Here is a 21,653-nt window from a genome sequence, read left to right as displayed (position 1 = left end):
TCCGGGACGTGTGGTCAGAGAAACCGCATGGATTCATTCCATTCGTCGAGAGATTGGAATTCGGTGTCGAAGCTCACTGCCAAGATTGCCGGCGCTGTCACCGCTGTCGCCTTCATCGGTATCGCTCCCCTCGTGGGGCCGCGTCCGCGGCTGCCGACGAGGCCGGCGTCACCGGTGCGGCCGAGGGCGTGGAGGCGACTGCGCTTCCGGGGAACCTCCAGGAACTCGAGACGTGGGGGGACGGCACCCTGCTCGTTCAGGACGTGAACATGGGCGAGACCTTCACCCTCGCGCCCGCGACAGTGGCTCTGCCGGTCATGGAGACCGGGGGCGTGGAGCAGTAGGACGCAACACAACACCGAGGCCGCGGTCCCCTTGGGGGCTGCGGCCTCGACGTGTGCCCGGCGCGCCGGTCAGCCCGTGGGGGCATCGTCACCGAACCGCGCCCGCAGGTGGACCAGCTGGGCCGGGTCCGTCACGCACTGTCCGGTGAACCCGGCGTCGACGGCTAGGCCGGCGTCCTGGGTGAACGCCTCCGTGTCGAAGGCCGCCTCACCGGCCCCGTGCACACCGTTGACAGGCCCGGGGAGACCCGCCGACGCGGCGGCGGAGGCCACGATCCTCCGCTGCCACAGCAGCGCCTCCGCAGGGGCGAGCAGTCCGTCACCGTCAATCGCCTCCTGAGCGAACCCGCGCGCGGAGAAGCCGAGCCGGCAGACCGCGGGGTGCGCCGCGATGGCCACGACCCGGCTCATCGCGTCCTGGTTCTCGATCACGGGAAGAAGGTTCACGTCCGTAGCGCGATCCGCTACCCATTCGACGTCATCCGTCGAACGCACCTGGGGCAGGATCAGCCCCTCCCCGATGCCTGCCAGCCGGCCGAGTTCGGAGGCGCACTCCTGGCTGAAGGCAGGGTGGATCCGAAACCACACCTGGGGCGACCTACCTGGCCCCCGTGCGTCGATCAGCGAGCGGGAGCAGGCTCGCAGCAGCGCGAGATCCGGTTCGGCACCGTCGTGGAAGCAGTCGATGACCACTGCGTCGGCCCCGAGGTCCACTGCCTGGGCGAGTTCCTTGGGCGAGTCCGGCGGGAGGATCAGAAGACTGCGAGGCGGACGCTGCCGCCCGGGCGTGCCTGATGAAAGTGGCCCCGCGCCGCGGATGCGATCGCGCAGCCGGGTCGCGTGACGGGGAAAGAGACCGGCCATGGATACCTCCAGCGCGGGACGCACACGGGCCCTCGCTGTGCGGGCGGTGGCGCCGCGTCCCGCTCATCCGGCACCACGCCCAGTGCTACGGATCGGAGGCCGGGCGGGTTCGTCCCGCCGGAGGGCCGGCGCGCCTGTCGGTCAGGACTGGTTCGTCGCACCGGAGGGCGGCAGCCTGTCAGTCGTCCCCGAACTCAGCGGGGTCGAGCTCGGCGAGGGCCAGCAGTGTGTCCGTAAGCCCGATGAGTTCCCGCTCGCAGTCGGCACAGCGCGCCAAATGGGCTGTCACCAACGAGTCCTTGTTCCGGTCGAGGATCCCCAGAATGTAGCTGGTGAGCAGGCCGGAGGCCCGTGCGTGTTCGTTTCGAGGCGTGGTCATGGCCGTTCTTCCCGGTGGTCGACGGAACCATCGTCGCATCAGGTCCCCTTCGGGCGTAGGTGTACGGGAAGACCACGCATGCGGGGCGGCCGGCGATGAACGAGCCGCCCGCCCCACAGCGGTTCAGGACCCGGCGGGCGCCGGGGGCTCGGGGCTGAACCGGACGGGCAGCGCGGCAGGACCGTGCGTGATGCCGGCCGGCACCCAGGGCAGCTCCTCCGCCGGAACGGTGAGCTCGAGGTCGGGAAAGCGGCGCAGCAGCGTGCCGAGCGCGACGACTCCCTCGAGTCTGGCGAGCGGTGCCCCCAGACAATGGTGGATGCCGTGGCCGAACGAGAGATGCCGGCCGTCGGCGCGTGTCACGTCGAAGCGATCGGCATCCTCATCGCCGTCCCGGCCGACCGCAGTGAGCGCGATGTGGACACCGTCCCCCTTGCTTATCCGCGAGCCACCGAGCTCGAAGTCCTCCGCGGCCCAGCGCAGCGGCGTGTACTCCACGGGCGCGTCGTAGCGGAGGACCTCTTCGATCGCGGCGGGCAGCAGGTCAGGCCGCTCCCGCAGCAACCGCGCCTGATCCGGGTGCCGCAGCAGGGCGAGGATTCCGTCGGCGAGGAGGTTCGCCGTGGTGTCGTGTCCCGCGACGACCAACAGCACCGCTGTGCCGAGCAGTTCCGTGTCGGAGAGCCTGCCGTCGTCCTCGTCTCGGACCGCCACGAGCGCGGAGAGCAGGTCGTCGCCGGGGGAGCGGTGCTTGTCGGCGAGGAGCTCTGACAGGAACCGGTTGAGGTTCAGGGCTCCCTCGGCCTGCTTCTCCGGCGGATTGCCCAGCGCGTGCTGTGTCCACGTGGTGAAGTTGCCGCGCTGTCCCTCGGGGACACCGAGCAGCTCCGAGATCACGGTCACCGGCAGTGGCGTGGTGAACGCGGGAACGAGATCGGCCCGACCGTCCTCCGCGACAGCGTCGAGCAACCCGTCGGTGATCTCCTGAACACGTGGACGGAGCGCCTCCATTCGCCGCGGCGTGAACGCCGCGGCGACAAGCTTGCGCAGGCGCGTGTGGTGGGGCGGATCGGCGGTGAGCATGTTGCCTCCGAGCCCCACACCGGGCCGGTTGACGGTGTAGCCGGCATCCCTCAGCGCTTCATCGGCAGGCGTCGAATCCTTCCCCAGGAGCGGGTGGACGAGGGCCTCGCGGGCGAGCTCGTACCCCACCACCAGCCAGGTGGGCAGTCCGGTGTGCGTCTGTACGCGATGGATCGGTCCCTGCTTACGCAACTCGGCGTACCGGGCGTGGGCATCTGCCTTGAACTCAGGGGTGAACACGCGGAGGACATCGTCCGTGGTCATCAGATCCCTCTTCTCGTCCCGCTCTACCGCAGCCGAGTGGCTGCGGACAGCATTGAAACGCAAAGAGAGGCTCAAGAGTTCGGGTTGAGCAAGCTCAAGAGGAATGAAATGGGCGCACGGCCTTCGGTCAGGCGCTCAAAGGCAGGGTCCCACGCGCCTGCCGCTCCGCGGCCTCGTAGTCGGCTGCGTCCTCCGCGATGCGCCGGGCTGTCTGGACCACGAAGGGGGCCACGTCGAGCGCGTCGGCGATTCGGGCCTCGCTCCAGCCGAGCGAGAGAAGCCGGAAGACGACACCAGGCCGTTCCTTGACCGGGACCTGTACGGTCAAGCCGGCCCGCAGCTCCGTGATGATGCCCGGGTCCACTGTGCGCAGTCGGTTGGCGCGCGCGCGGAGCCGCCGGAGTTCCGGCATCGTGAATCCGCCCCAGATCCCTTCGGTCTCCGAGTGCCGGATCGCCTGGGCGAGACATGCGAGGCGCACGGGGCACCGACGGCAGAGGTTCTTGGCACTCTCCACCATCTCCTCCACGTCGAAACCGTGTCCCGAAGGGAAGAAGAGGGCAGGGTCCGCGTCGTGGCAGGCCGCCTGTACCGGCGCGCCGTGGGAATCCCGGCATGCGTCGCCGGTCAGGTGCGGGTTCATGGTTCACCTCGTGGTTTCGGGGATTGCCCTTTCTTACGTCGGGGCAGTGCGAACGGTTCGCTCCACCCGGCGTTGAACTGGCCCTCCAGGACCCGCGTATCCCGGGGAGACAGCGAAGAAGACGAATGAGCGGCCAGGGCTGTACCTCGGCGCGCGGTAGCCGACCACCCGGGAGGGGACCCACCATGACATCCCGCTTCAAGCGACTGCCCGATCCGCTCCTGGGCGCAGTCAGCGGTGGCGAGGGCCTGGTGATGCACGCCCCGGCCACGACGGCCCACGACTGGTCGGGCGCACTCTCCGACGGGGTGCTCAACACCCGGCCCTGGTGGGAGGAGCACGTGGCAGCCGGGCTGCCCGCTCTGCCCGCCCCTTGGAACATCCGGCTGATTCCGGCGGGCATCTGGCTCTACTCGGGCACGCCTCCGGTGGAGGCCGCGACCCGCGTCGCGAGCATTCCCGTCGAGCCTGACCGCATGGCCATCGCTGTCGGCGTGGGCGTCCCCAGCCAGGCCATCCTGGATGCCGTCGGTGCCCTGCTGACCGTCCTGCCGCCGGACTCGCCACGCGCCGTACGTCTGCTGATGCCTCTCCTCGACATGAGAGTTGCCCAGACCTTCGCCGCCCAGCACCGGGTCGACCTGGTCGCCACCCAGGGACGGCTGACTCTCGAGCCCGGCCGTGTTGTCACATCGGGCCTGGACGACAGGTGGGGTGACGGCTTCTGGCAGTGGTACCGCGTAGGCCCTGGTCGAAGCCAGGCCCCCTACGGCGCACTGCATCCCCAGCCGGCCTGGGAGCGCGCCCTCACGGAGCATGGACGGCATCCGGTCGTGCCGAGTGCCAGGATCGGTCGCGTTCCCGCAGGGCTCACCCTGAGCCCGCTCGGCGCACCCGATCCCCGCTTCGTGAAGTTCGCCACCGGTATCCGCCCGAGTATCGACACGTTCAAGGTGATGGTCCAGGCCAACGGCCTCGACCCCCTTCTTATGTCGGCCTGCACCACGTTGCTGAGCGAACTCCCCTGGGAGACGGTCTGCCGTACACAGCTGATCTGGCCGTACGCGGCGACCGAGGCGACCCGGCAGTCGGTCCGGGAACTGGCCGAGGACCTCGGTGCGGAGATCACGGCGCCGGCGGCCGGACTGCGCCTCGGCGAGGGCGACGGAGATGTGTACGGGGTACGCTCAAACGGCACGCTCGGCCAGTGGGTGCGTTTCACACCCGGTGAGCCCGACTCCGTGGAGGGAGCGTTGCTTCCAGTACCTCGGTGGAACGCGAAGCTACGGAACAGGCCCAGAGCGCTGCCCGCAAGCCTGATGCTGGCGCGGGTCGAGGCGGGCCTCTACCTCATGCGAGGAGAGGCGGAGCCCGAGTACCGTGCGCTCGTCGGCACCCTGCTGCCCGACCGCGAAGCCATGACGGTTTTCGTGGAGGGGGATGCCACGCGACCGGAGGAGCGCGGGTCGCTGCTGTCGCTGCTCGACGGAATCGACAGTTCGCTGCTCGCGGGCCTTCGGCTGGTCATGCGCTCCGCGGCTGATGCGGGATCTGGGTCGTTCGCGCAGATGGTGGCCAACCGCTACCGCGCGAGGATCAGCGTGGCGACGACCGAGTCCGTGAACGAGGCCGTGGCCCGGGCCGGACAGTCGCCCCTGGACTGGATCCCCTTCCGGCCGCTGGCCACGGCTCCGGTGCCTGTTCGCACAGCCGGTGCGACGGCCGTCAATCCGCCTTTGAAGTCGGTGGCTGTCGCCAAGGCTCCTACGGCGGATGCGGCCCCGACACAAACGAGTACACACACTCAGGTGGTTGTTCCCATCACCGCCCGGAACTCGTCGGAGGCACCCAGCGGGGCACCCGCTCTGCCGGCTGTGCGCGCAGTCCGTGCCGTGCGTTCCTTGGGAGCGGCCCCTGCCGCTGCGCCGACCGCGACGACTTCGCCCGCGGCGACCTCACCGGTTTCCGGGACCGCGACGACGTCGCCCGCGACAACTGGGACCGCGACAACACTGACCCCGACAACCGGGACGAGCATCGCCGACGTGGCCCTCGGCGTGGCCGAGTTCACTGCCGGACCTGCGGCTGAGCCGGCCGTGGGACCGCCCGCCGAGCCCACAGCGGCACCGGTCGACCTGGCGGACGAAACCCCGGCGCCTCATGTTGCAGCGCCGCCGGCGGAGGCGACGCCGTCCGAGGAGACGGTGGTCGGTCATGAGGACCTTTCCGCCCTCCTGGCTCCGCCAGCACCGATCGGCTACCTGGCTTCGCTCGGCGGCGGATCCCGCCCTGCCATGGCCGGTTCCGCGGGCGACGAACCTGCCCGCAGGCCTCTGGAGGACACCAGCCCGCCCGTACCCCTCCCTCCGGTGGAGCGGGAGAAAGAGCCGCCGGTTTGGGTCCCATTGGATCTTGAGCCGGAATCCGACGAGGAGCCGGACGCGGACCGGGAGCCGCGAACCGACGAGGAGCCGGTCCGGAACGGGCAGTTGGGCCCCGATGTGGAGCCGAAGTCGCCCAGGGCGCCGACTGCCGAGGAAGCCCTCCCCCCGACTCCCGCGTCCGTGGGAGCTCCGGAGCCCGGCAAGGTCCCGCCTCGCCCCTCCGACACCACGGACAGCACACAAGAACTCGCGCAAGCTGTGCTCGAACCCTCGGCGCCCATCACTCTGCTGGTTCGCCGCAGTGACCGCAGCACCGATGCCGAACGGTACGGCTGGCGGGACCTGATCGGCCCCCGGCGTGACACACACCTCATCGCTGTCAGCCGCGTACTGGCGCAGCGCCCCGCTCTGCGTGGCGCCCTGTCCCATGAACCGCTCGACGGAGTCACGACCGACCTGGCCGCCCTGCGCTCGTATTTGGAAGGCGATCTGCCGGACATCGAAGTCGCCCTGCGCGAACGGAACCCGCAGATGAAGGACGCGGCCGTTTGCGTGGTGTCCGGACTCAGGGTGTTGCCGGTGCACAGCGGGATCGTGTACCGGACCGCTGAACTCCCTGCCGCCGCACTCGACGCCTATACCCCGGGTGCCACGGTCGTCGAACCCGGCTTCCTCGGGGCGACCAGTCGCAAGGCCGCTTACGGAGGGAACGTCCTGTACGCGATCTGGTGCCGCACCGGCAGGCGCACGGCGGTACTCGGTAGCTCCGGCTCACGTGACGAGGTGCTCTTCCCCGCAGGCGCGGAGTTCACGGTGCTGGCCGTGGAGCCCTGGTCCGACGGCGCCGGCCGCCTCGTACTGCTCTCCGAGCAGATGCCCGGGGTGCGGCCTGCCGAGTCCCGGGCGGACAACGCCACCGGGCTGCTCGACCGGATGCGTACCTCGGCCACGTCACTCGCAGTCGGCTCCCAGGATCTGTCCGAGGCTCCCGACCGCCACCGCCTCCCGGTCGGGCTCGATGATCGGCACCAGGCCATACGGCTCAACTGACCACCCGTCTCGAACCGGAGGAGATATGCCCGCAACGCTCTCCCACACGGCCCGGCTGATGGAACGACTGTGGCCCGGGCGCGCGTCCACCCTGCGCCGGCGTCTGCTCGACCCGGTGGCTCGCGACCCCGCCCAGTCCTATCTGATCGTTGCGGCGAGCCGTTGCCGGGAGGAGCTGCGCGGCATCGAGCCGGACCGGCTCCCTGACGCCCTCATCATCGACGTGTACGGCGACGGGGCCGGGCCCGACGAGGCCAGGGCGGCCGCCATCGGCTGGCTGAAGTCGTCGAGGCGCACGTGGCCGCGGCAGGTGTGGTTCCGGGTGCATCCCGTGGACTCCGGCGAGTGCGCGGCGGATCTCGCCGCCTTCGGGGGGCTCGGAAGCGGAATCGTGTTGCCCGAGGTAGTGGCGGCCAGGGATATCAACTGGGTCGCCGCCGTCTGCCCGGAGACGGCGGTGATCCCGGTCTTCGAGTCCCATCAGGCCCTGTCGCAGGCGGTATCCATCGCCTGCCGTCCGAGCGTCGTACGGCTTGCACTGAGCATCCAGAGCATCGACAAGCGGATGCCGACCGACGTACCGGACCGACGCCACGTCCAGGAGTGGGCTCACGCGATCCTCGTGAATGCGTCCGCAGAGGCCGGGCTGCCAGGCCCCGTCAACGGCATCCGCTCCGCTCCGGAGGACGCGGTGGCGGTGGCCCACGACGCGGGCTGAGTGGTGCACCGGATTCAGCTGATCAATAAGCGTCAAGTGGAGCAGGCTCAAGAAGTGCTCAACTTTCGAACTGGGTTCCCGAATCCACGTATTCCTGCATAGGCGCGTAAAGCGCCGTTCCCCTCTGTCGGTTGATCCGGAAAGGAGCATTAACGTGGTCAACAAGTGGCTCAAACGTGCAGCGGTCGCGATGACCGCGACCTCGGCGGTGATAGCGGTCCCCACGCCGGCATCGGCGAGTGTGGACGGCTGCGTCCCGGCCCAGGGCGGTACAGGCAAGCACTTTGGGGACATCTGCCTGAAGATCGTGGGTGGCGGCAACAACGTGCAGTACATGCAGGCATACGGCACGGGGGCGATCAATCCGTTCCACATCCAGCTCTATGGCCCGGAGGGTGTGGTCGGCAACACCGTGACCACCGCCCCGGGCGAGTGGAACACGCTTCAGGCGGAGTACAACCGCTACGTGGCGGGTGGGAACTGGTGCGCGCGGCTGTGGAGCCACACGGAGAGCGGCATCGAGGACTGGGGAACCCAGTGCTGGACCGTCTGGAGCCCGGATCCGGAAAGGCGGGCCGTGTAGTCTCCCCGTGACTTGACGCTGGGCTGGGTGGCGCCGCGATCGCGGCGCCACCCAGCCCTTCTCATCTGTTCAGCACGGTGGTGCCGGGGGCTGGTGATCCGGAGCGGCCGCGCCGGTGCACGCCTTGGGGGCGACCTGGGGACAGCGAGTTGTTTCAGGGGGCGAATGCTGTTGATCCTCGCCGCCGATCACCATGCCGCACCCGCCCAAGACGCCGACGGCAGCCGCGATGCCCGCGGCGGTGGTGAACCCATGCGGAGCTCTTGCATTCCGTGCCCAGCTTCGCCGGCTCCGTATGGTCATGAGTGGTCCTCTCCTCGGAAAGAAAACAGGGAAATCGGTGGTTGTCACCGTTCGCCTCAGTAATACGGAGCGTCCAGAGGAATAGTTCAGAAAGGTCATTGATGATCGCCGAAGGTGGCGAGCAGAACGCCCCGGTGAACCAACCGTCGCCCCCGTACGTGTCCTTGGCAGTGAGTCTGCGAACGAACCCGATCAAGAGCGGAGAAGACCGTGCTCAATGGACGCGAAAACGCCGGCGATTCCTATCTGATGCTTGTCGACGGGAAGGGGCGCTATTCCCTGTGGCCGGCCGATGCAGGCGTCCCCTTCGGGTGCTCTGTCGTCCTGTCCACGGACCGTCGGCGAGAGGGCCTGGAGGCCATGTGGAGTCACTGGCCGTCCATGAAGTCGGTGACTCTGAGGAAGGTAGGAGACCCGGCCGTCTGAGGGCCGGCTCCCGGCACGCCGCCGGCCGCGATCAGTACGCGTCGGTCGCGTGGAGGAGTTGTCGCAAGGTCCTCGTGGCGTGGTGAGCGAGTGCCTTCACCGTGCGAAGCGGAACTCCCAAGGCCTTGGCGGTATCGCGGGCGGACATGCCGCGGAGGTACGTGCAGAACAGCACCCTTCGCTCTTCGTCGCCCAGGGTCATCAGCGCCTTGCGTGCGACACAGGCCTCGCCATCGGCGCGTTCCCCGCCGATGGCGATCCCGCGTGCGACGCCGAACAGCCAGGGGCGCAGGGCGGTGTCCGACCCGAACCCCGCGATCGTGTCGGCGTGCTGCGAGACGCTGGCCCATGTGTCCTGCAGCAGGTGCTCGGTCCGCAGCCGATCGCCTTGGGTCAGCGCGAAGGCGAAGCGTTCGAGCGCCTGGCCATGGCGGGCGATCAAAGCGGGAATCCGGGTGCTTGGCAGAATGTCGGCCGAATGAAGGGGTCGGGTCAGCGTTGTCGACATCGTGCACGCCCTTCGTCGAGTCGGCGTTGAACGCCGCTGCCTGGTGTACTCCAGAGTCGGGGTTGGTGCGGCGCGGATCATCCGCCACGTGACGTACGTACGACGCAGCACACCTGCCGCATAGGCCAACGCGTAACAATGAGTGACCGGTTGGTAGCGGAAGCGTAACGAAGCCTCCAGTTTCTGGCTCACCTGGGCTTTCGGTCTTCTCCGGGCCAGGTCAGCCGCCTACCATCGGCCGAATGGATCGAGGTGGGCCACATGACTAGAGGCACGATCGACCAGCCCTCCGGCACGTCCGGATGGGTGGGGCGCACCTCCGAGCTAGCGTCCTTCGGGGCCTTGCTCACGGCGCTTGAGCGGGGGCAGGGAGGCTGCGCCCTCCTCATGGGTGAACCCGGGATCGGAAAGTCCTCACTGCTTGCCGAGGCGTTCACCGACGTGGCACGGATGGACTGCGATGTGCTGGAGGCTTCGGCCGACGAACTCGGCCTGAAGCTACCCCTCCACCTCATCGACGAGGCCCTTGGCACCTCCGTCCGATACCGGCCCCCGGTCCCTGCCGGGCCGCCCGTCACCGGGACGCCGTCGCCGGCCGTCGCCGGCCCCATCTCCTTGTGGGCGGGCGGGGCGGGCGACCCCGTACTGGGAGCCGTGGAACGGGCGCTGCACGCTTTCGACCAACTCTGCGCCATGGGGCCGGTACTGCTTGTCTGCCATGACCTCCAATGGGCAGACGAGGCCAGCCTTCTCGTACTGAACAGTCTGGTGCGGTCGACGACGCAGCACCCCCTGCTGTTCGTGGGAACCGCGCGTCCCGTCCCGAGGAGGTCGGAGCTGCAGCAACTGCGAAGAACCATGCTCAGCGTCAACGCGGACATCGTCACCCTGGGGCCGCTTTCTTCCGAAGAGTCGCTGGCGATGGCCGGTCACCTGATGGGCGCTACCCCGGGGCCCGCGCTGAGCCGCCAGATCGGGTTGACCGGCGGCCATCCGCTGTACATCAGGGAGTTGACCGACGCGCTGATGCGCGAGCGTCGCCTGGACGCGTACGACGACGTCGTCGACCTGGTTGCCGGCCCCGACAGCGACAGCACTCCGGTCTCCCTCACTGCGGCGATCGCCGACAGGCTGGGGTTCCTCACTCCCCACACCACCGATGTGCTGCGGGCGGCAAGCCTGCTCGGCGGCGAGTTCAGCGTGTCGGACCTCAGCGCCGTACTCGACATGTCCGCCAGCGAACTCCTCGCACCACTGGAGGAAGCCGTGACGGCGGGGGTGCTCAAGGACGGGAAGAGCCGGCTGCGCTTCCGCAGCGCGCTGATCAAGGACGCGCTCTACGAAAGCATGCCGACCGCCGTGCGGGCCGGTCTGCATCAGCAGACTGCGCGGACGCTCGCCTCCTCCGGTGCGCCACCGGAGCGTGTCGCGGGACAACTGGTCCTCGTCCCAGACACCGAGGAACGCTGGACGCTGGACTGGCTGGCCTCGACGGGTCCTGAACTGATGTACCGGGCACCGCTTCTCACCGCGGAACTCCTGCAACGCGTTCTGGTGAGAGTGCGTGGGGATGATCCCCGCAGGGAGCCCTTGGAAGCCGTTCTTGCGATGGTGAGCTTCCTGCGCGGCAGGAGCGAGGACGTCGAACGAACGACCCGTCAGCTCCTCGCCCGGACCACCGACGTGGACCGGGCGGCTGAGATGTCCTGGCTTCTCGGCTACACCCTGATGAGGGTCGGCCGCTACAGCGAGGCCGTAGAGGTGGCGTCCACCGCCCCCCGACGTTGGCCGGTGGGGGAGCTGTGGGGCGCGCGCCTCGGTGCGCTCCACGGACTGATCCTCTACTGCGGCGGTGTGTACCCTGCGGCGGAGAAGCTGGCGCGACAGGCCCTGGCCAGAGCCAGGCAGCTGAACGACCACCTCACCTCCGCGTACGCCCTGCACACACTCTCCCTCCTGGCCGGTCACGCACGCGATCACGCAAGGATGCTGGCACTGATCGACGAGGCGCTGGTCACGCTCGGGGACACTCCGTCGTGGACGGACTGCCGCCTGCTGCTCCTGGGGAACCGTTTGCTCGTGCTGGGGCAGCTCGACCGCCTGGACGAAGCCGCCGACGCCCTCGGAGAAGCACGAGAACTCGCTGAGCGAGCCGGTACCGCCCGCCTCGGCATGATTGCGGTCAACGCCGCGGAATCGGAGTTTCGCGTCGGCCGCTGGGACGACGCGCTGGCGGAGCTCGAGTCCGTCGGAGACCTGCCCGAGATCACGGCTATGCCCCTGCTCCTCCATGGACTCCAGGCGCTCGTCGCTGTGCACCGCGGCCGGCCCGAGGATGCCCGGGCCTTCCTGGAGCCGCTGTCCGGACGTGAGATTCCGCCCGGGAACGCGCGGGCCAACGCCGGGTACCTGGTCATGGCACGGGCCCTGGTGGCCGAAGCGGAGGGGCGCGGCGGTGAAGCCCTCGCCATCCTCGCGGAGACGCTCTCGGACGACTGGGCCATGGATGACCCGGAGCGGCACCTCTGGCTTCCGAGCCTGGTCAGACTGGCGCTGAAGGCCGGCGACCGCACATTGGCCGAGTCCGCGGCGGCCGCGACGGCCGCGGAGCGAGCTGTGGATGCCCGCCCCGGATGGCGAGCCACCGACCTGTGGTGCCGCGGGCTGATCGACGGCGACCCCGATCCACTCCTGGAGGCCGCCGCGTACTTCCGGTCGGTTTCGCGGCCGCTGCAACTGGCCGAGGTTCTCGAGGATGCCGCCGTGCTCCTGGTGGGAGCGGGTGACACGGAGAGGGCACGATCGGCCCTCAATAACGCGGCCGAGCAGTATCAGGGGCTCGGGGCCGTGGGGGATCTGGCCAGGGCCGACGCCCGTATGCGTGACCTCGGCGTCCGGCGGGGCGCGCGGGGACCGCGCAAACGCCCGACCCACGGGTGGGAGGCTCTGACACCCACCGAGCATCGGATCGCACTCCTGGTCGCGGAGGGGTTGTCCAACCCCGACATCGCGGCTCGGCTCTTCTCGTCACGGCGCACGGTGCAAACCCATGTGTCCCACATCCTCGGCAAGTTGGGCCTGCGCTCACGCAATGAGGTCATTCGGCAGGCAGCAGCTCTGCAGGATGCGGGAGTCCGAGGCGACGTCGACTGAGCGGAGGGGCGGATCGCCAGGATGCTCGGGGATCAAGCCTTCTCGAAGAGCACAGGAAGCTGCAGCAGCCTGCGCCCGGACCAGTTCTCACGGCTGGGCAGGTCGGCGTGTTCGACAGCCAGGCGGAGTCCCCGGCAGTGATCCAGAAGGGCGCCCAGGGCCACCTCGAGTTCCATCCGGGCCAGGGAAGCCCCGAGGCAGTAGTGCAAGCCCTGACCGAACGACAGGTGAGGATTGACATGTCGGTCGAAGAGTAACGAGTCGGGCTCCTCGAACACTCGCGGGTCGCGGTTGGCGGCAGTCAGGTCGAGGAGAATCGGATCACCGGCCCGGACGGACGAGTCCCCGATCGTGAACGCCTCCCGTGCGAAGCGGACGACCACCGACGGGCCGAGGTCTGCGAAGCGAAGCAGTTCGTCGATGGCCGGTTCCAGCAGACTTCGGTCGGCTCGCAGCTCCTCGAAGCGGTCGGGGTGACGCAGGAGAGCGAGGACCGCGCCGGAGATCGCCTGAGCCACGCCGCGATACGTACTGCCGCGCAGCAGCAACCATACGGACGAGGACAGCTCCGTGTCCGTGAGCTCCTGGCCGTTGACACGCAGGGAGATCAGGTCCTTGATCAGGTCAGGAGTGTGTGGATCGGAGCGCTCGCCCTTACGTTTCGCCGCCACCAAGCCGGTGAGGTAGTCGTGCAGGGCGGGAAACCGGGCACATGCCTCCTCCCACGATCCAGGGGCCGTTGCGACACCTTCGCTCATCAACTCGGCCTGCTCGGCGGCGGGTATGCCCAGAAAGTCGAGGGCGCCCCGCACGCTCAGCGGTGCGGCGAAGTCAACCACGAGATCAGCGTAGCCGGAAGGCAGGAAGGCGGACACGAGTTCACTGGCGATCAGCTCGAAGCGTGGCCGCAGCAGCTCCACTTGCAAGGGGCTGAATACCTTGCCGAGCATCCCCCTGAGCCGCGTGTGATCCGGGGGGTCGAGTTCGCTGAGAGACCGGGTCAGGCCCGCCGATTCGTTGGCGAACAGGGCGGGGCAGCTGCCGCGCAGCGCGGAGCCGGCGCTGTGGCGGTCGACGCTCAGCCGTGGATCCGTGAGCAGAGCACTGACCTCATGATGTCCCGCAATCAACAAGGCGGTGGGCCCGGATTCACCGATCCGCACGGTCCGCTGCTCGGCTCTGCTGGAACGCGCGGGGGAGAGGGCACTGGGCAAGGAGCCGCGTGGTTCCGTCTCGGCCTGAGCGTCCTCGTGCATGAATCAACCTGCCCCTCTGTTCGCCACACCGCGGTGCGGACTCGAGGATCACCCGAGCGCAACGTCTCCCGCGTCATGCTACGCACAAGTAGCCCAGGAGGTTCAAGGGCCTGAACCGCCCCGGGTGGGATGGAGGCTCAATTCCGTGTAGGGATCAGAGTCATAGCACGACCCTCGATGTACCCGCCCGAGCTGTGTAAGCGCGCGGTCCGCAATGTCGCGGAGATCCGCGGCGACTACCCGACCGAGTCGGCGGCGATCAACGTTGTCGTCGCGAAGCCGGGTATCGGTTCGCGCGAGACGCTGCGCACGTGGATCCGCCAGGACCCAGATCGACACCGGCACCCGGCCGGGGACGACCACCGAGGAGTCCGCGCAGATCAAAGCCCTGAAGAAGGAGAGCGCCGAGCTGAAGCGGGCGAACGAGACCCTCAAGGCCGCGCCCGCTTTCTTCGCGGCCGAGCTCGACCGGCCACACACACGCTCGTAGCGTTCATCGACGAGCACCGGGACCGCTTCGGCGGCGTCGAGCCGATCTGGACCGTGCTGGCCCGGCACGGCATCAGCATCGCCCCCTCCACCTACTCCGCGGCCAGGAAACGCCAGGCCACACCATCCGCCCGCAGCGGGCGCGACGAGGAACTCCAGCCCCTGATCAAGGAGGTCTTCGAGGCCAACTACCGCGTCTATGGTGCGAGGAAGATCTGGCGGCAGCTCAACCGCCAGGGCCACGAGGTGGCCCGGTGCACCATCGAGCGGCTGATGCGCGAGATCGGCATCGCCGGTGCCGTCCGCGGCGGGAAGGTGATCACCACGATGCCGGACCCGGCCGCCACCCGGGCCCCGGACCTGCTCGACCGCGACTTCGTCGCCCGGCCCCGAAACGCACCTGGGTGGCCGGCTTCACCCACGTCGCCACCTGGTCCGGGGCGGTCTACGTCGCCTTCGTCGTGGACGCCTTCTCCCGCCACATCGTCGGCTGGGCCGCATCCATCACCAGACACACCCAACTTGTCCTGGACGCAGTGGAGATGGCGCTGTGGCAGCGTGACCGAGACGGCTGGCCACCCACTCCGGGCGAACTGATGCATCACTCCGACGCGGGATCGCAGTACACGTCTTTCAAGCTCGCCGAGCACCTCGACGCGGGCCGGCAGCGCGGCGTCCATCGGGTCGGTCGGTGACGCGTATGACAACGCCCTGATGGAGTCCACGATCGGCCTGTTCAAAACGGAGCTGATCAAGCCCCGACGACCGTGGAAGACGCTCTCGCAGGTCGAGCTGGCCTATGCCTCCGGGTTCGCGGCGGCCACGCGTGCGATCTCATTGCGTGAATGCAGACCCAGCTTGCCCAGGATGTGCGACACATGGGTCTGAACCGTCCGCCGCGAGGACACGAGCCGGTCCGCGATGTCGGGGTTGGACAGCCCTTGCGCGGCGAGGCGGGCGATCCGCTGCTCGGTGGGGGTCAGTGCCTCCCAGCCGCTGACCGGCCGCCTGCGCAGGCTCGCGCCACCGCGCCGAATGCCGTACTCGCGAACCGCGGCGTCCATCCGAGTGAGCAGCCACGCAGCTCCGAGCTCGTGGTAAGAGGAGGCAGCCTCCTGGAGGAGTGCTCTGCACCGCACCATGTCCCCCGAGCGTGCCAGCAGCAGTGCCGCGTCGTCCATGGCCATCGTCATAGGCAAGGGCCGCCCCGTCGCGCGGTACGCCTCCGTGGCGGCCACCAGTGCCTCGGGGTCATCGGCCAGCAACCCCTGACAGTGCAGATGTACGGCGCGGAGCACGCCACAGGAATCAGTGGCGAGCTCCGCAGCCACCAAGGCCGCCGCCCGCTCTGCCGGTGTGCGATGTCCGGCCGAGAGGGCAAGGCGGACCAGAACGGGCAGCCACAGTGGGCGCGCGCTGTCGATGACGCTTGCGGAACCCAGCTCTTCGTTCAGGATGGCCACGGCCTGCTCCGCTTTGCCCTCCCGCTCGGCTAGCAGCGCTCTGGCCATCAGAAGGTAGCCGCCGTTGCTGCGCGGTCCGCCCTGATCGATGGACTGCTGTGAAGCACGGGCGAGTTGTACCCGTGCCTCCCTTAGCCGATTGCGCAGAACGGCGACGAGGGCGCTGAGGCCATGCAGCAGCATGGGAAGGAACCAGGATTCCGGTAGATCCTCGACCGCCTCCAGCTCGGTCACGCAGTCGTCCCACCGCCCCGTCTGGAAGGCGAGTTCCGCCGCGACCACTGTGGTCATGGCCACCCGGGCGGGGGCGGCACGGTCGGCTCCCGCCCGGATGTACGCCACCTCCGCAGTGGCTTCCTCGTAGCGATCGAGGACCGTCAGGAGTCGAAGTCGCAGGCTGCGCATGACGAAGCTCGGGTCGACGAACTCGGGAGCGTCACCGAGCACCGTGATCGCCTGATCGGCGAGATCGAGCGCCGCTTGGCAGTCACGGTCGCGCGCGGCCAATAGGGAGAGCGTGAGTAACGCGTAGGCGGTGGCCAGCGGGTCGACCAGACGCCGGCCCTCGTCCAGGGCGGCCCGGGCCGACCGCAGAGCCTGGGCGGGAACTCCGCTGGCGTAGAGGGTCAGCGCTCTCAGTGCGGAGAGCCGTGCCTGCCACACCGGGTCGAGAGGCCACCTCCTGGGGCCCTGCGTGAGGATCTCCACAGCCTCACTGGAACGGCTCGAGCGCAGCAGCGAGTAGGCCAGTGCCCAGGTCATCTCACCGGCCAGCCCCGCGTCCGTGGTCCGGGCGAGCACCTGACGAGCCGCCCGCTCGACATCGTCGCCGCGGCTGAGCTGGAACGCGATCGTGGCGAGCAGCGCCTCCAGCGTGTCGCGTCGGGGATCGTTTCCGCGCACGGACTGCTGGGCGCGCACCAGGAGTTCGGTGGTCAGCTGCGGAGCCTGGTGCCGAAGTTCAGGTCCGGCATGGAGAAGCCAGTCCAGGGCCCAGTTGTCCAGTGCTCCCTTCAGCGAGGCCAGTTGACCCGCCACGCGTGCGGGCGGCGCCCCCGCCTTGGACAGGCTCTGTGCCACTTCCAGGTGCAGGCTGACTCGCACCGCGTACGGCACGCTCTGGTAGAGCGCCTCACGAATCAGCGGGTGCCGGAACCTCAGGCGGCTACTCCCGTCGGCCAGGACGTCCGCCGCGACCGTCTCCTCCACCGAGGCGACCAGCGACCGGACGGGCCGGCCGATTACCACGGCCAGGTCGGTCAGGGTGAACTCGGACCCGAGCAGAGTGGCTGATTTCAGGAGTTCCACCGCTTCCTCGGACAGGAAGCCGAGTCGGTCGGCGATCGCCGCGCTCAAGGAGGCGGGTATGTCGGCCGCTTCGTCCGTCGGTATGAGGTCGGTCGTTCCCGAAGCGGTCGCGAGTCGCCGTTCCCGTACTAGCGAGTCCGTCAACTCCCTTATGTAGAACGGGTTTCCTCCCGTCAGCTCGATCTGACGGCTGAGCTCGGGTCCCGCCGCGGAGCCCAGTAGTCCGCTTGTCATGAGTACTGTCTCGGCTGTGGACAGCGGCTCGAGTCGGATCAGCGAAGCTCCGCGACTCACCATCGTCCGCAGCAGTCGCGTCACTTCGGGCCGGCGCGGGACACGGCGCGTGGTGCACACCATCAGGAGCGGCAACTGGCCGATTGCGGCGACCAGCCGGTTCATCACCAGCAAACTGGCCTCGTCCGCCCAGTGCAGGTCGTCCAGAACCAGAAGGACAGGTCTTGCCGCACATGATTGGTCCAGTGCCCGCAGGACGCTCTCGACCGCGGAGAGCACGGGGTCTGCGGCGCCCGGAACCCAGAGGGAAGCACCTTCGGCCGGAGCCCGTCCGGTCTGCTGGGCAAGGGCCTCGGCCGTCGCGGGGGAGGAGTGAAGCGCCTGCGTCATCATCCTCAAGGGGAGTTTGACGCTGAGCTCGTCGGCCTCCGCACCAAGCCTGGTGCAGCGGCGGTCATCCACGTCCCGGAAGGCCTCGGCGAGGAGCGCCGACTTGCCTATTCCCGGCTCGCCCTCGATCAGGGCGCAGCCGCCCCGGCCCTGCTCCAGGTTCGCCAGCAGCGTGCGCAGTTCGGCGACTTCGCGGGCGCGGCCGACCCACCCGGTGCCGGGGGGGCCCGGCTCCCCGGCACCGGCCTTACTCGGTGTGTCCGCCAGGTCACCCATGCCTCGCAGGTTACTGTCTATTTTCATGCACGGTGAAGATCCTCATCGATCCAAGTCTTCGACGGCGACAATCTCTCTCAACGTGTCGAATTGATGGACAGTAATTGTCTGCAAGGTGACGACAAGGTGAACGAGATGTCGGCGGCGTCAGTCGCCGGACGTCGTGACCTCGGCCATGCATGGGGGCAGCGGATCCCTGCCCGGTATCGGATACGGATAGGGCGTGATCGTGCCATTCCTGTCGGCGACGTAGTTCTCGGCCGGTCCAGGGCCGATCACGGGGACCATTCCGGTGGGGCATCGCGCGGTCGCCGGCGCCGTGGCGTCGAGGTCCGGCGGGCCGCCGATGGAGCACAGTGCGAGGAACGAATCGGGAGGCAGAGTGTCCCAGGGCTTGCCGTGACCGCCGTGCTGACCTGCTTCCTCGACGAGGTCACCGGCATGAACGGGCGATGAGGACTGGACCATCCCGCCGGGACGGACCTTGGCCAGAACGTCCGCGCAGACCCGGGCGAAGGCCTGTCCGTCCCGCGCAGCGGAGCGATCCCAGGTGGCCGGTCTCGGTGAGGGCGTCGTGGGGGCCGCGTCGCACGCCGCTACGGTGACGAACACGAGGAGCGCCGCAACCGCGGCGGTGGGGATGCGCATAGGGTTCTCCTGGGGCGAGTAGGGCGACCTGGGGTGGGGGTGCTGGAGAGCGCGAGCAGGCCCAGCGGGAACGGACATGCCCTGCAGCGCGGTGGGGAGCCGGCTCCAGGGCATGTCGTCGGTCGTCGGCCGGATCAGTTACGACGCCGGCTCAGACCCAGAAGCACACGTCTTCCCTCCATCGGTAGCCGCCGGCGATGGCGTGCTCCCAGGTGGTGGCGCAGTACTTGCCGTCGGTGATTGCCCAGCTCGGGCTGTACCACACCTGGGATTTCTGGTATGCGGGCTTGGCGGCGGAGTTCGCCACGACCCACTTGCTCGGCTGCTCTTGACTGAGTTCCGCGTGGTGGGTGCCTCCGATGGACTCGCTGGAGGCGCTGAACATGGACACCCTGTCGCCGTCGTAGAAGACGTCGAGGCAGGCCCTTCCGCCCCAGGTCAGACCGAGATTGAAATCCTCACAGCCCTGGAAGTTCGCCGAAGCAGAGCTGGGAACTGCGACAACCATGCCCAGAGTCGCTGCAACGGCCGCGAGAACCACAGCGATCTTTCTCCTGATCACGAGTGAACCACTCCTTTCGGACCGGGGCCGCAGTCATCGCGACCCGCGCTCCGAGTTACGGACGGCGCCCGCGGAAGTTCACGGTGAACCCTCAGGGGTTTCACACGGAACGGGCGGCCCGGGGGCGGCCTCGGCCCGTCGCAACTCCCTCCGCCAATAGCATCTCGACATAGGCGAGTTGACTGATCGAGGTGGAGCAGTACCCGGTGAACCCGGTACGGACCGCGAGCGTCGCGTCCTGCAAGAGCTGCGCATCATCCTGGAGCGCGGGATGGAGTCCGCCGACCGGGCCGGGTAGCTTGGCAGAGGCCGAGGCGCCCACGATCATTCGATGCGCCCACGACACAGCGTTCTCGAGCGACAGCATGCCGTCCGACAGATCACACGAGGTGGAGAGCGAGGAGAAGCCGAGCCGTCGCACACTGGAATGCCGGGCGATCGACAGGACCCTCGGCAGCGCTTGGGAGCATTCGAGGACCGGGATGAGAGGGGTGCCCGGGCTGTGGCCGGCTACCCACTCCAGATCCTGCACGCACTGGACGTCCGGGATGACGAAGCCGTCGACGAGTCCTTGTAGCAGGCGGAGTTCACTTTCGCTCTCCGAACTGCGTACTGAATGCACACGTACCCAGATCTGCGCTGTGACGTATCGGTTCCGGTGCTCCAGGAGGGATCGTACGCCGCCGAGCGCAGCGGATGGATCCTGGATGTCGATGACGACCGCCTCCGCCGTCAGGCCCCCGGTTGCAAGCGAGCCGTACGCAGGACTGCTGGGCGACAGCATGAGGTGGGCGCCGGGCGGTGGGCACGGCTCGGGTGCGGGGCGCGGAGAGTTGGATTCCGTTTCCGTGTTCGGTGAGCCCGCCACGGGGGTGGTTGTGGTTCTGCGCGCGGGCCTGGGTAGGGACAGGAAGGCCATGTGGCGGTCCGTTCGGCTCGGAGGCGGTCGGGTGCTCGCGGAGCGTGCGTGTAGCGCTGAGCGGAGGCGACGCAGGGGAGACAGGGGAACCGGGCATCAGGGCGGGAGAGGCTCTAGAGCCCGCTCCAATGCCCCACGGGCCAGGCCACCGTGAAGGCTCTGCCGGCCACGAGGTCGACGGGCACGAATCCGGCTCCCGGGTGCCTCAATTGCTGATAGCGCGAGTCGAGTGAGTTGTCGCGGTTGTCACCCATCACCCACAGATGATCCTTCGGCACCTTCACCACGCCCACCGGGAAGTTGTCACAGGGCGTCGCGCCCGGTGCGATGTACGGCTCGGCGAGCGCCCTGCCGTTGACCTTGACGGGCTCCGAACGCCGGCACTCCACCGTGTCTCCACCGACCGCGATGACCCTCTTGATGAGGTATTCGTTCCCGGGGGGCGGAACGAAGCCGAGCGCGCTCAAAGCGGTCCGGATGCCAGACGCTTCGGGTTCGGCCGAGGAACCGATTCCGGGTGCCCCGAGCCAGCCGCCCGGGTCATGGAAGACGACGACGTCACCGCGGTCCGGCTCGCCTCCGAACCACGGGCTCAGCTTGTCCACGAGGACTCGGTCGCCGACCTGGAGGGTGTTCTGCATGGATGCCGAGGGGATGATGAACGCCTGGAAGAGGAACGTCTTCGTGACGAGGGCGAGAATCACGAACGTGACCACCAAGCCCACACGTCGTTGCCAGGGACGGAGCCGGGACATCCTGGCCGCGGCACCGGAGACCCCTTTCCTGTCGCGGGAGAAGCCTTTCTGGGTGGTTGCGATGCCGCGAGAGCCGCTGGCGCTCCCGGCGGGTGCATTACCCCCTGTCGTCGGCTTCGCGGGGCATGCCTGTCTGTGGTCCGCCTCGCCGTCGGGCTTGGTCTCCCAGGGGGCAGGTGCCATTTCTCTCATGACCGTAACCTCGCGATTCTCCTCGGCCGGGGTCCGATTGTGGAAACGGCGGACCTGCCGCCCGGGTTCACGGACAGGGCGGCGCGCTCTTGATGTCGACGGGGCGCCACGTCGACGTAGCCGGGCGATCTGGGGGTGTCTCTACGTCCTTGACGAAGGACATAGAGACACTCCCCGGCCACATCGGCAACGGGAACACGGAGGGGGCCCGCCATTGGTCCCGCTTTGACTGGCACCCCAACGCAAACGTTCAAGGCGGCGACGACTGCGCCCGCGAATGGGGCCACTTCCAGGATGACGGCTACCAGGCCGTGGCCACCAAGTGCTGGACTGTTTGGTAGACCAGTCTGAAACGAAGAGTCGCGGGGGGGGTGGGGGGAGGGGGGTGGCCGGACGCGCGGAACGAAGGGGTAATAAAGTGATAGGACAACAACGAAAAAGCGCGGAAGGGCGCCCCGG

At 68.5% G+C, this 21,653-nt stretch carries 18 protein-coding genes and 1 pseudogene; 8 read left to right on the top strand and 11 right to left on the bottom strand.

Going from position 1 to position 21,653, the window contains the following annotated elements; all coding sequences use genetic code 11:
- The first annotated feature begins 188 nt into the window (after positions 1-188).
- Positions 189-344 (top strand): hypothetical protein, encoded by a 156-nt coding sequence (locus tag ABT342_RS34920; protein WP_351582652.1) that lies wholly within the window; start codon positions 189-191, stop codon positions 342-344.
- 69 nt (positions 345-413) lie between these two features.
- Here the strand turns inward: ABT342_RS34920 and ABT342_RS34915 are convergent, their stop codons facing one another.
- From ABT342_RS34915 to ABT342_RS34900, 4 genes are all read right to left on the bottom strand, one after another.
- Positions 414-1,058 carry an aldolase/citrate lyase/malate synthase family protein gene (locus ABT342_RS34915; RefSeq protein ID WP_351582651.1) on the bottom strand — a complete coding sequence of 215 codons (645 nt, stop codon included), beginning with the start codon at positions 1,056-1,058 and terminating at the stop codon, positions 414-416.
- A 328-nt stretch (positions 1,059-1,386) separates the two neighbouring features.
- Positions 1,387-1,587: a hypothetical protein gene (locus ABT342_RS34910; RefSeq protein WP_351582650.1), complete on the bottom strand. Its 201-nt coding sequence runs from the start codon at positions 1,585-1,587 to the stop codon at positions 1,387-1,389.
- Between the two features lie 123 nt (positions 1,588-1,710).
- Positions 1,711-2,934: a cytochrome P450 family protein gene (locus tag ABT342_RS34905; protein WP_351582649.1), complete on the bottom strand. Its 1,224-nt coding sequence runs from the start codon at positions 2,932-2,934 to the stop codon at positions 1,711-1,713.
- 127 nt (positions 2,935-3,061) lie between these two features.
- Complete coding sequence (locus tag ABT342_RS34900; protein WP_351582647.1) at positions 3,062-3,577, bottom strand: WhiB family transcriptional regulator; 516 nt, start codon at positions 3,575-3,577, stop codon at positions 3,062-3,064.
- A gap of 185 nt (positions 3,578-3,762) precedes the next feature.
- Here ABT342_RS34900 and ABT342_RS34895 point away from each other — a divergent pair, with 185 nt between their 5' ends.
- From ABT342_RS34895 to ABT342_RS34880, 4 genes are all read left to right on the top strand, one after another.
- Positions 3,763-7,011, top strand: a complete 3,249-nt coding sequence (locus tag ABT342_RS34895) for a hypothetical protein (RefSeq protein ID WP_351582645.1) — start codon at positions 3,763-3,765, stop codon at positions 7,009-7,011.
- Positions 7,012-7,036: 25 nt separating this feature from the next.
- Positions 7,037-7,729 (top strand): aldolase/citrate lyase/malate synthase family protein, encoded by a 693-nt coding sequence (locus ABT342_RS34890; protein ID WP_351582643.1) that lies wholly within the window; start codon positions 7,037-7,039, stop codon positions 7,727-7,729.
- A 154-nt stretch (positions 7,730-7,883) separates the two neighbouring features.
- Positions 7,884-8,312, top strand: coding sequence for a hypothetical protein (locus ABT342_RS34885; RefSeq protein WP_351582641.1), 429 nt, complete (start codon positions 7,884-7,886; stop codon positions 8,310-8,312).
- Between the two features lie 513 nt (positions 8,313-8,825).
- Positions 8,826-9,041 carry an MbtH family NRPS accessory protein gene (locus ABT342_RS34880; protein ID WP_351582639.1) on the top strand — a complete coding sequence of 72 codons (216 nt, stop codon included), beginning with the start codon at positions 8,826-8,828 and terminating at the stop codon, positions 9,039-9,041.
- Positions 9,042-9,072: 31 nt separating this feature from the next.
- Here ABT342_RS34880 and ABT342_RS34875 read toward each other — a convergent pair whose 3' ends face one another.
- On the bottom strand, positions 9,073-9,549 hold the full coding sequence (locus tag ABT342_RS34875; protein WP_351582637.1) for a sigma factor-like helix-turn-helix DNA-binding protein: 477 nt from the start codon (positions 9,547-9,549) through the stop codon (positions 9,073-9,075).
- A gap of 261 nt (positions 9,550-9,810) precedes the next feature.
- Between ABT342_RS34875 and ABT342_RS34870 the strand changes: the two genes are divergently transcribed.
- A complete protein-coding gene (locus tag ABT342_RS34870; RefSeq protein WP_351582635.1) occupies positions 9,811-12,702 on the top strand; it encodes an ATP-binding protein in 2,892 nt (963 codons plus the stop codon).
- Between the two features lie 32 nt (positions 12,703-12,734).
- Here the strand turns inward: ABT342_RS34870 and ABT342_RS34865 are convergent, their stop codons facing one another.
- On the bottom strand, positions 12,735-13,865 hold the full coding sequence (locus ABT342_RS34865) for a cytochrome P450 (RefSeq protein ID WP_351582633.1): 1,131 nt from the start codon (positions 13,863-13,865) through the stop codon (positions 12,735-12,737).
- 222 nt (positions 13,866-14,087) lie between these two features.
- On the opposite strand from ABT342_RS34865, the pseudogene ABT342_RS34860 reads away from it, so the two are divergent.
- Both ABT342_RS34860 and ABT342_RS34855 read left to right on the top strand, forming a co-directional pair.
- A pseudogene (locus ABT342_RS34860) lies at positions 14,088-14,744 on the top strand (IS3 family transposase); the annotation flags it as partial.
- Entirely contained in the window at positions 14,702-15,142 is a 441-nt protein-coding gene (locus ABT342_RS34855; RefSeq protein WP_351582662.1) for a DDE-type integrase/transposase/recombinase, read from the top strand. The pseudogene ABT342_RS34860 and the gene ABT342_RS34855, both read left to right, overlap by 43 nt.
- A gap of 102 nt (positions 15,143-15,244) precedes the next feature.
- Here the strand turns inward: ABT342_RS34855 and ABT342_RS34850 are convergent, their stop codons facing one another.
- The 5 genes from ABT342_RS34850 to lepB all read right to left on the bottom strand — a co-directional run bounded on the left by ABT342_RS34850 (position 15,245) and on the right by lepB (position 20,963).
- A complete protein-coding gene (locus ABT342_RS34850) occupies positions 15,245-18,118 on the bottom strand; it encodes a helix-turn-helix transcriptional regulator (protein ID WP_351582631.1) in 2,874 nt (957 codons plus the stop codon).
- A gap of 147 nt (positions 18,119-18,265) precedes the next feature.
- Complete coding sequence (locus ABT342_RS34845) at positions 18,266-18,766, bottom strand: hypothetical protein (RefSeq protein ID WP_351582629.1); 501 nt, start codon at positions 18,764-18,766, stop codon at positions 18,266-18,268.
- 151 nt (positions 18,767-18,917) lie between these two features.
- Positions 18,918-19,328 (bottom strand): hypothetical protein, encoded by a 411-nt coding sequence (locus ABT342_RS34840; protein ID WP_351582627.1) that lies wholly within the window; start codon positions 19,326-19,328, stop codon positions 18,918-18,920.
- A 100-nt stretch (positions 19,329-19,428) separates the two neighbouring features.
- Positions 19,429-20,112: an aldolase/citrate lyase family protein gene (locus ABT342_RS34835; RefSeq protein WP_351582625.1), complete on the bottom strand. Its 684-nt coding sequence runs from the start codon at positions 20,110-20,112 to the stop codon at positions 19,429-19,431.
- A 248-nt stretch (positions 20,113-20,360) separates the two neighbouring features.
- On the bottom strand, positions 20,361-20,963 hold the full coding sequence (gene lepB / locus ABT342_RS34830) for a signal peptidase I (RefSeq protein ID WP_502965667.1): 603 nt from the start codon (positions 20,961-20,963) through the stop codon (positions 20,361-20,363).
- Between the last annotated feature and the right edge of the window lie 690 nt (positions 20,964-21,653).

It is taken from the genome of Streptomyces sp. NPDC000410 (genome assembly GCF_040300305.1).
Classification (GTDB): Bacteria; Actinomycetota; Actinomycetes; order Streptomycetales; family Streptomycetaceae; genus Streptomyces.
The sequence above is the reverse complement of the archived record's forward strand: the minus strand, read 5'-3'. Positions and strand labels throughout refer to the sequence as shown.

Bases quoted from the DNA above. Each gene is read 5' to 3' on its own strand.
- ABT342_RS34910 (WP_351582650.1), bottom strand. From the start codon at position 1,587: ATGACCACGCCTCGAAACGAACACGCACGGGCCTCCGGCCTGCTCACC.
- ABT342_RS34905 (WP_351582649.1), bottom strand. From the start codon at position 2,934: ATGACCACGGACGATGTCCTCCGCGTGTTCACCCCTGAGTTCAAGGCA.
- ABT342_RS34900 (WP_351582647.1), bottom strand. From the start codon at position 3,577: ATGAACCCGCACCTGACCGGCGACGCATGCCGGGATTCCCACGGCGCG.
- ABT342_RS34895 (WP_351582645.1), top strand. From the start codon at position 3,763: ATGACATCCCGCTTCAAGCGACTGCCCGATCCGCTCCTGGGCGCAGTC.
- ABT342_RS34890 (WP_351582643.1), top strand. From the start codon at position 7,037: ATGCCCGCAACGCTCTCCCACACGGCCCGGCTGATGGAACGACTGTGG.
- ABT342_RS34875 (WP_351582637.1), bottom strand. From the start codon at position 9,549: ATGTCGACAACGCTGACCCGACCCCTTCATTCGGCCGACATTCTGCCA.
- ABT342_RS34870 (WP_351582635.1), top strand. From the start codon at position 9,811: ATGACTAGAGGCACGATCGACCAGCCCTCCGGCACGTCCGGATGGGTG.
- ABT342_RS34850 (WP_351582631.1), bottom strand. From the start codon at position 18,118: ATGGGTGACCTGGCGGACACACCGAGTAAGGCCGGTGCCGGGGAGCCG.
- ABT342_RS34845 (WP_351582629.1), bottom strand. From the start codon at position 18,766: ATGCGCATCCCCACCGCCGCGGTTGCGGCGCTCCTCGTGTTCGTCACC.
- ABT342_RS34835 (WP_351582625.1), bottom strand. From the start codon at position 20,112: ATGCTGTCGCCCAGCAGTCCTGCGTACGGCTCGCTTGCAACCGGGGGC.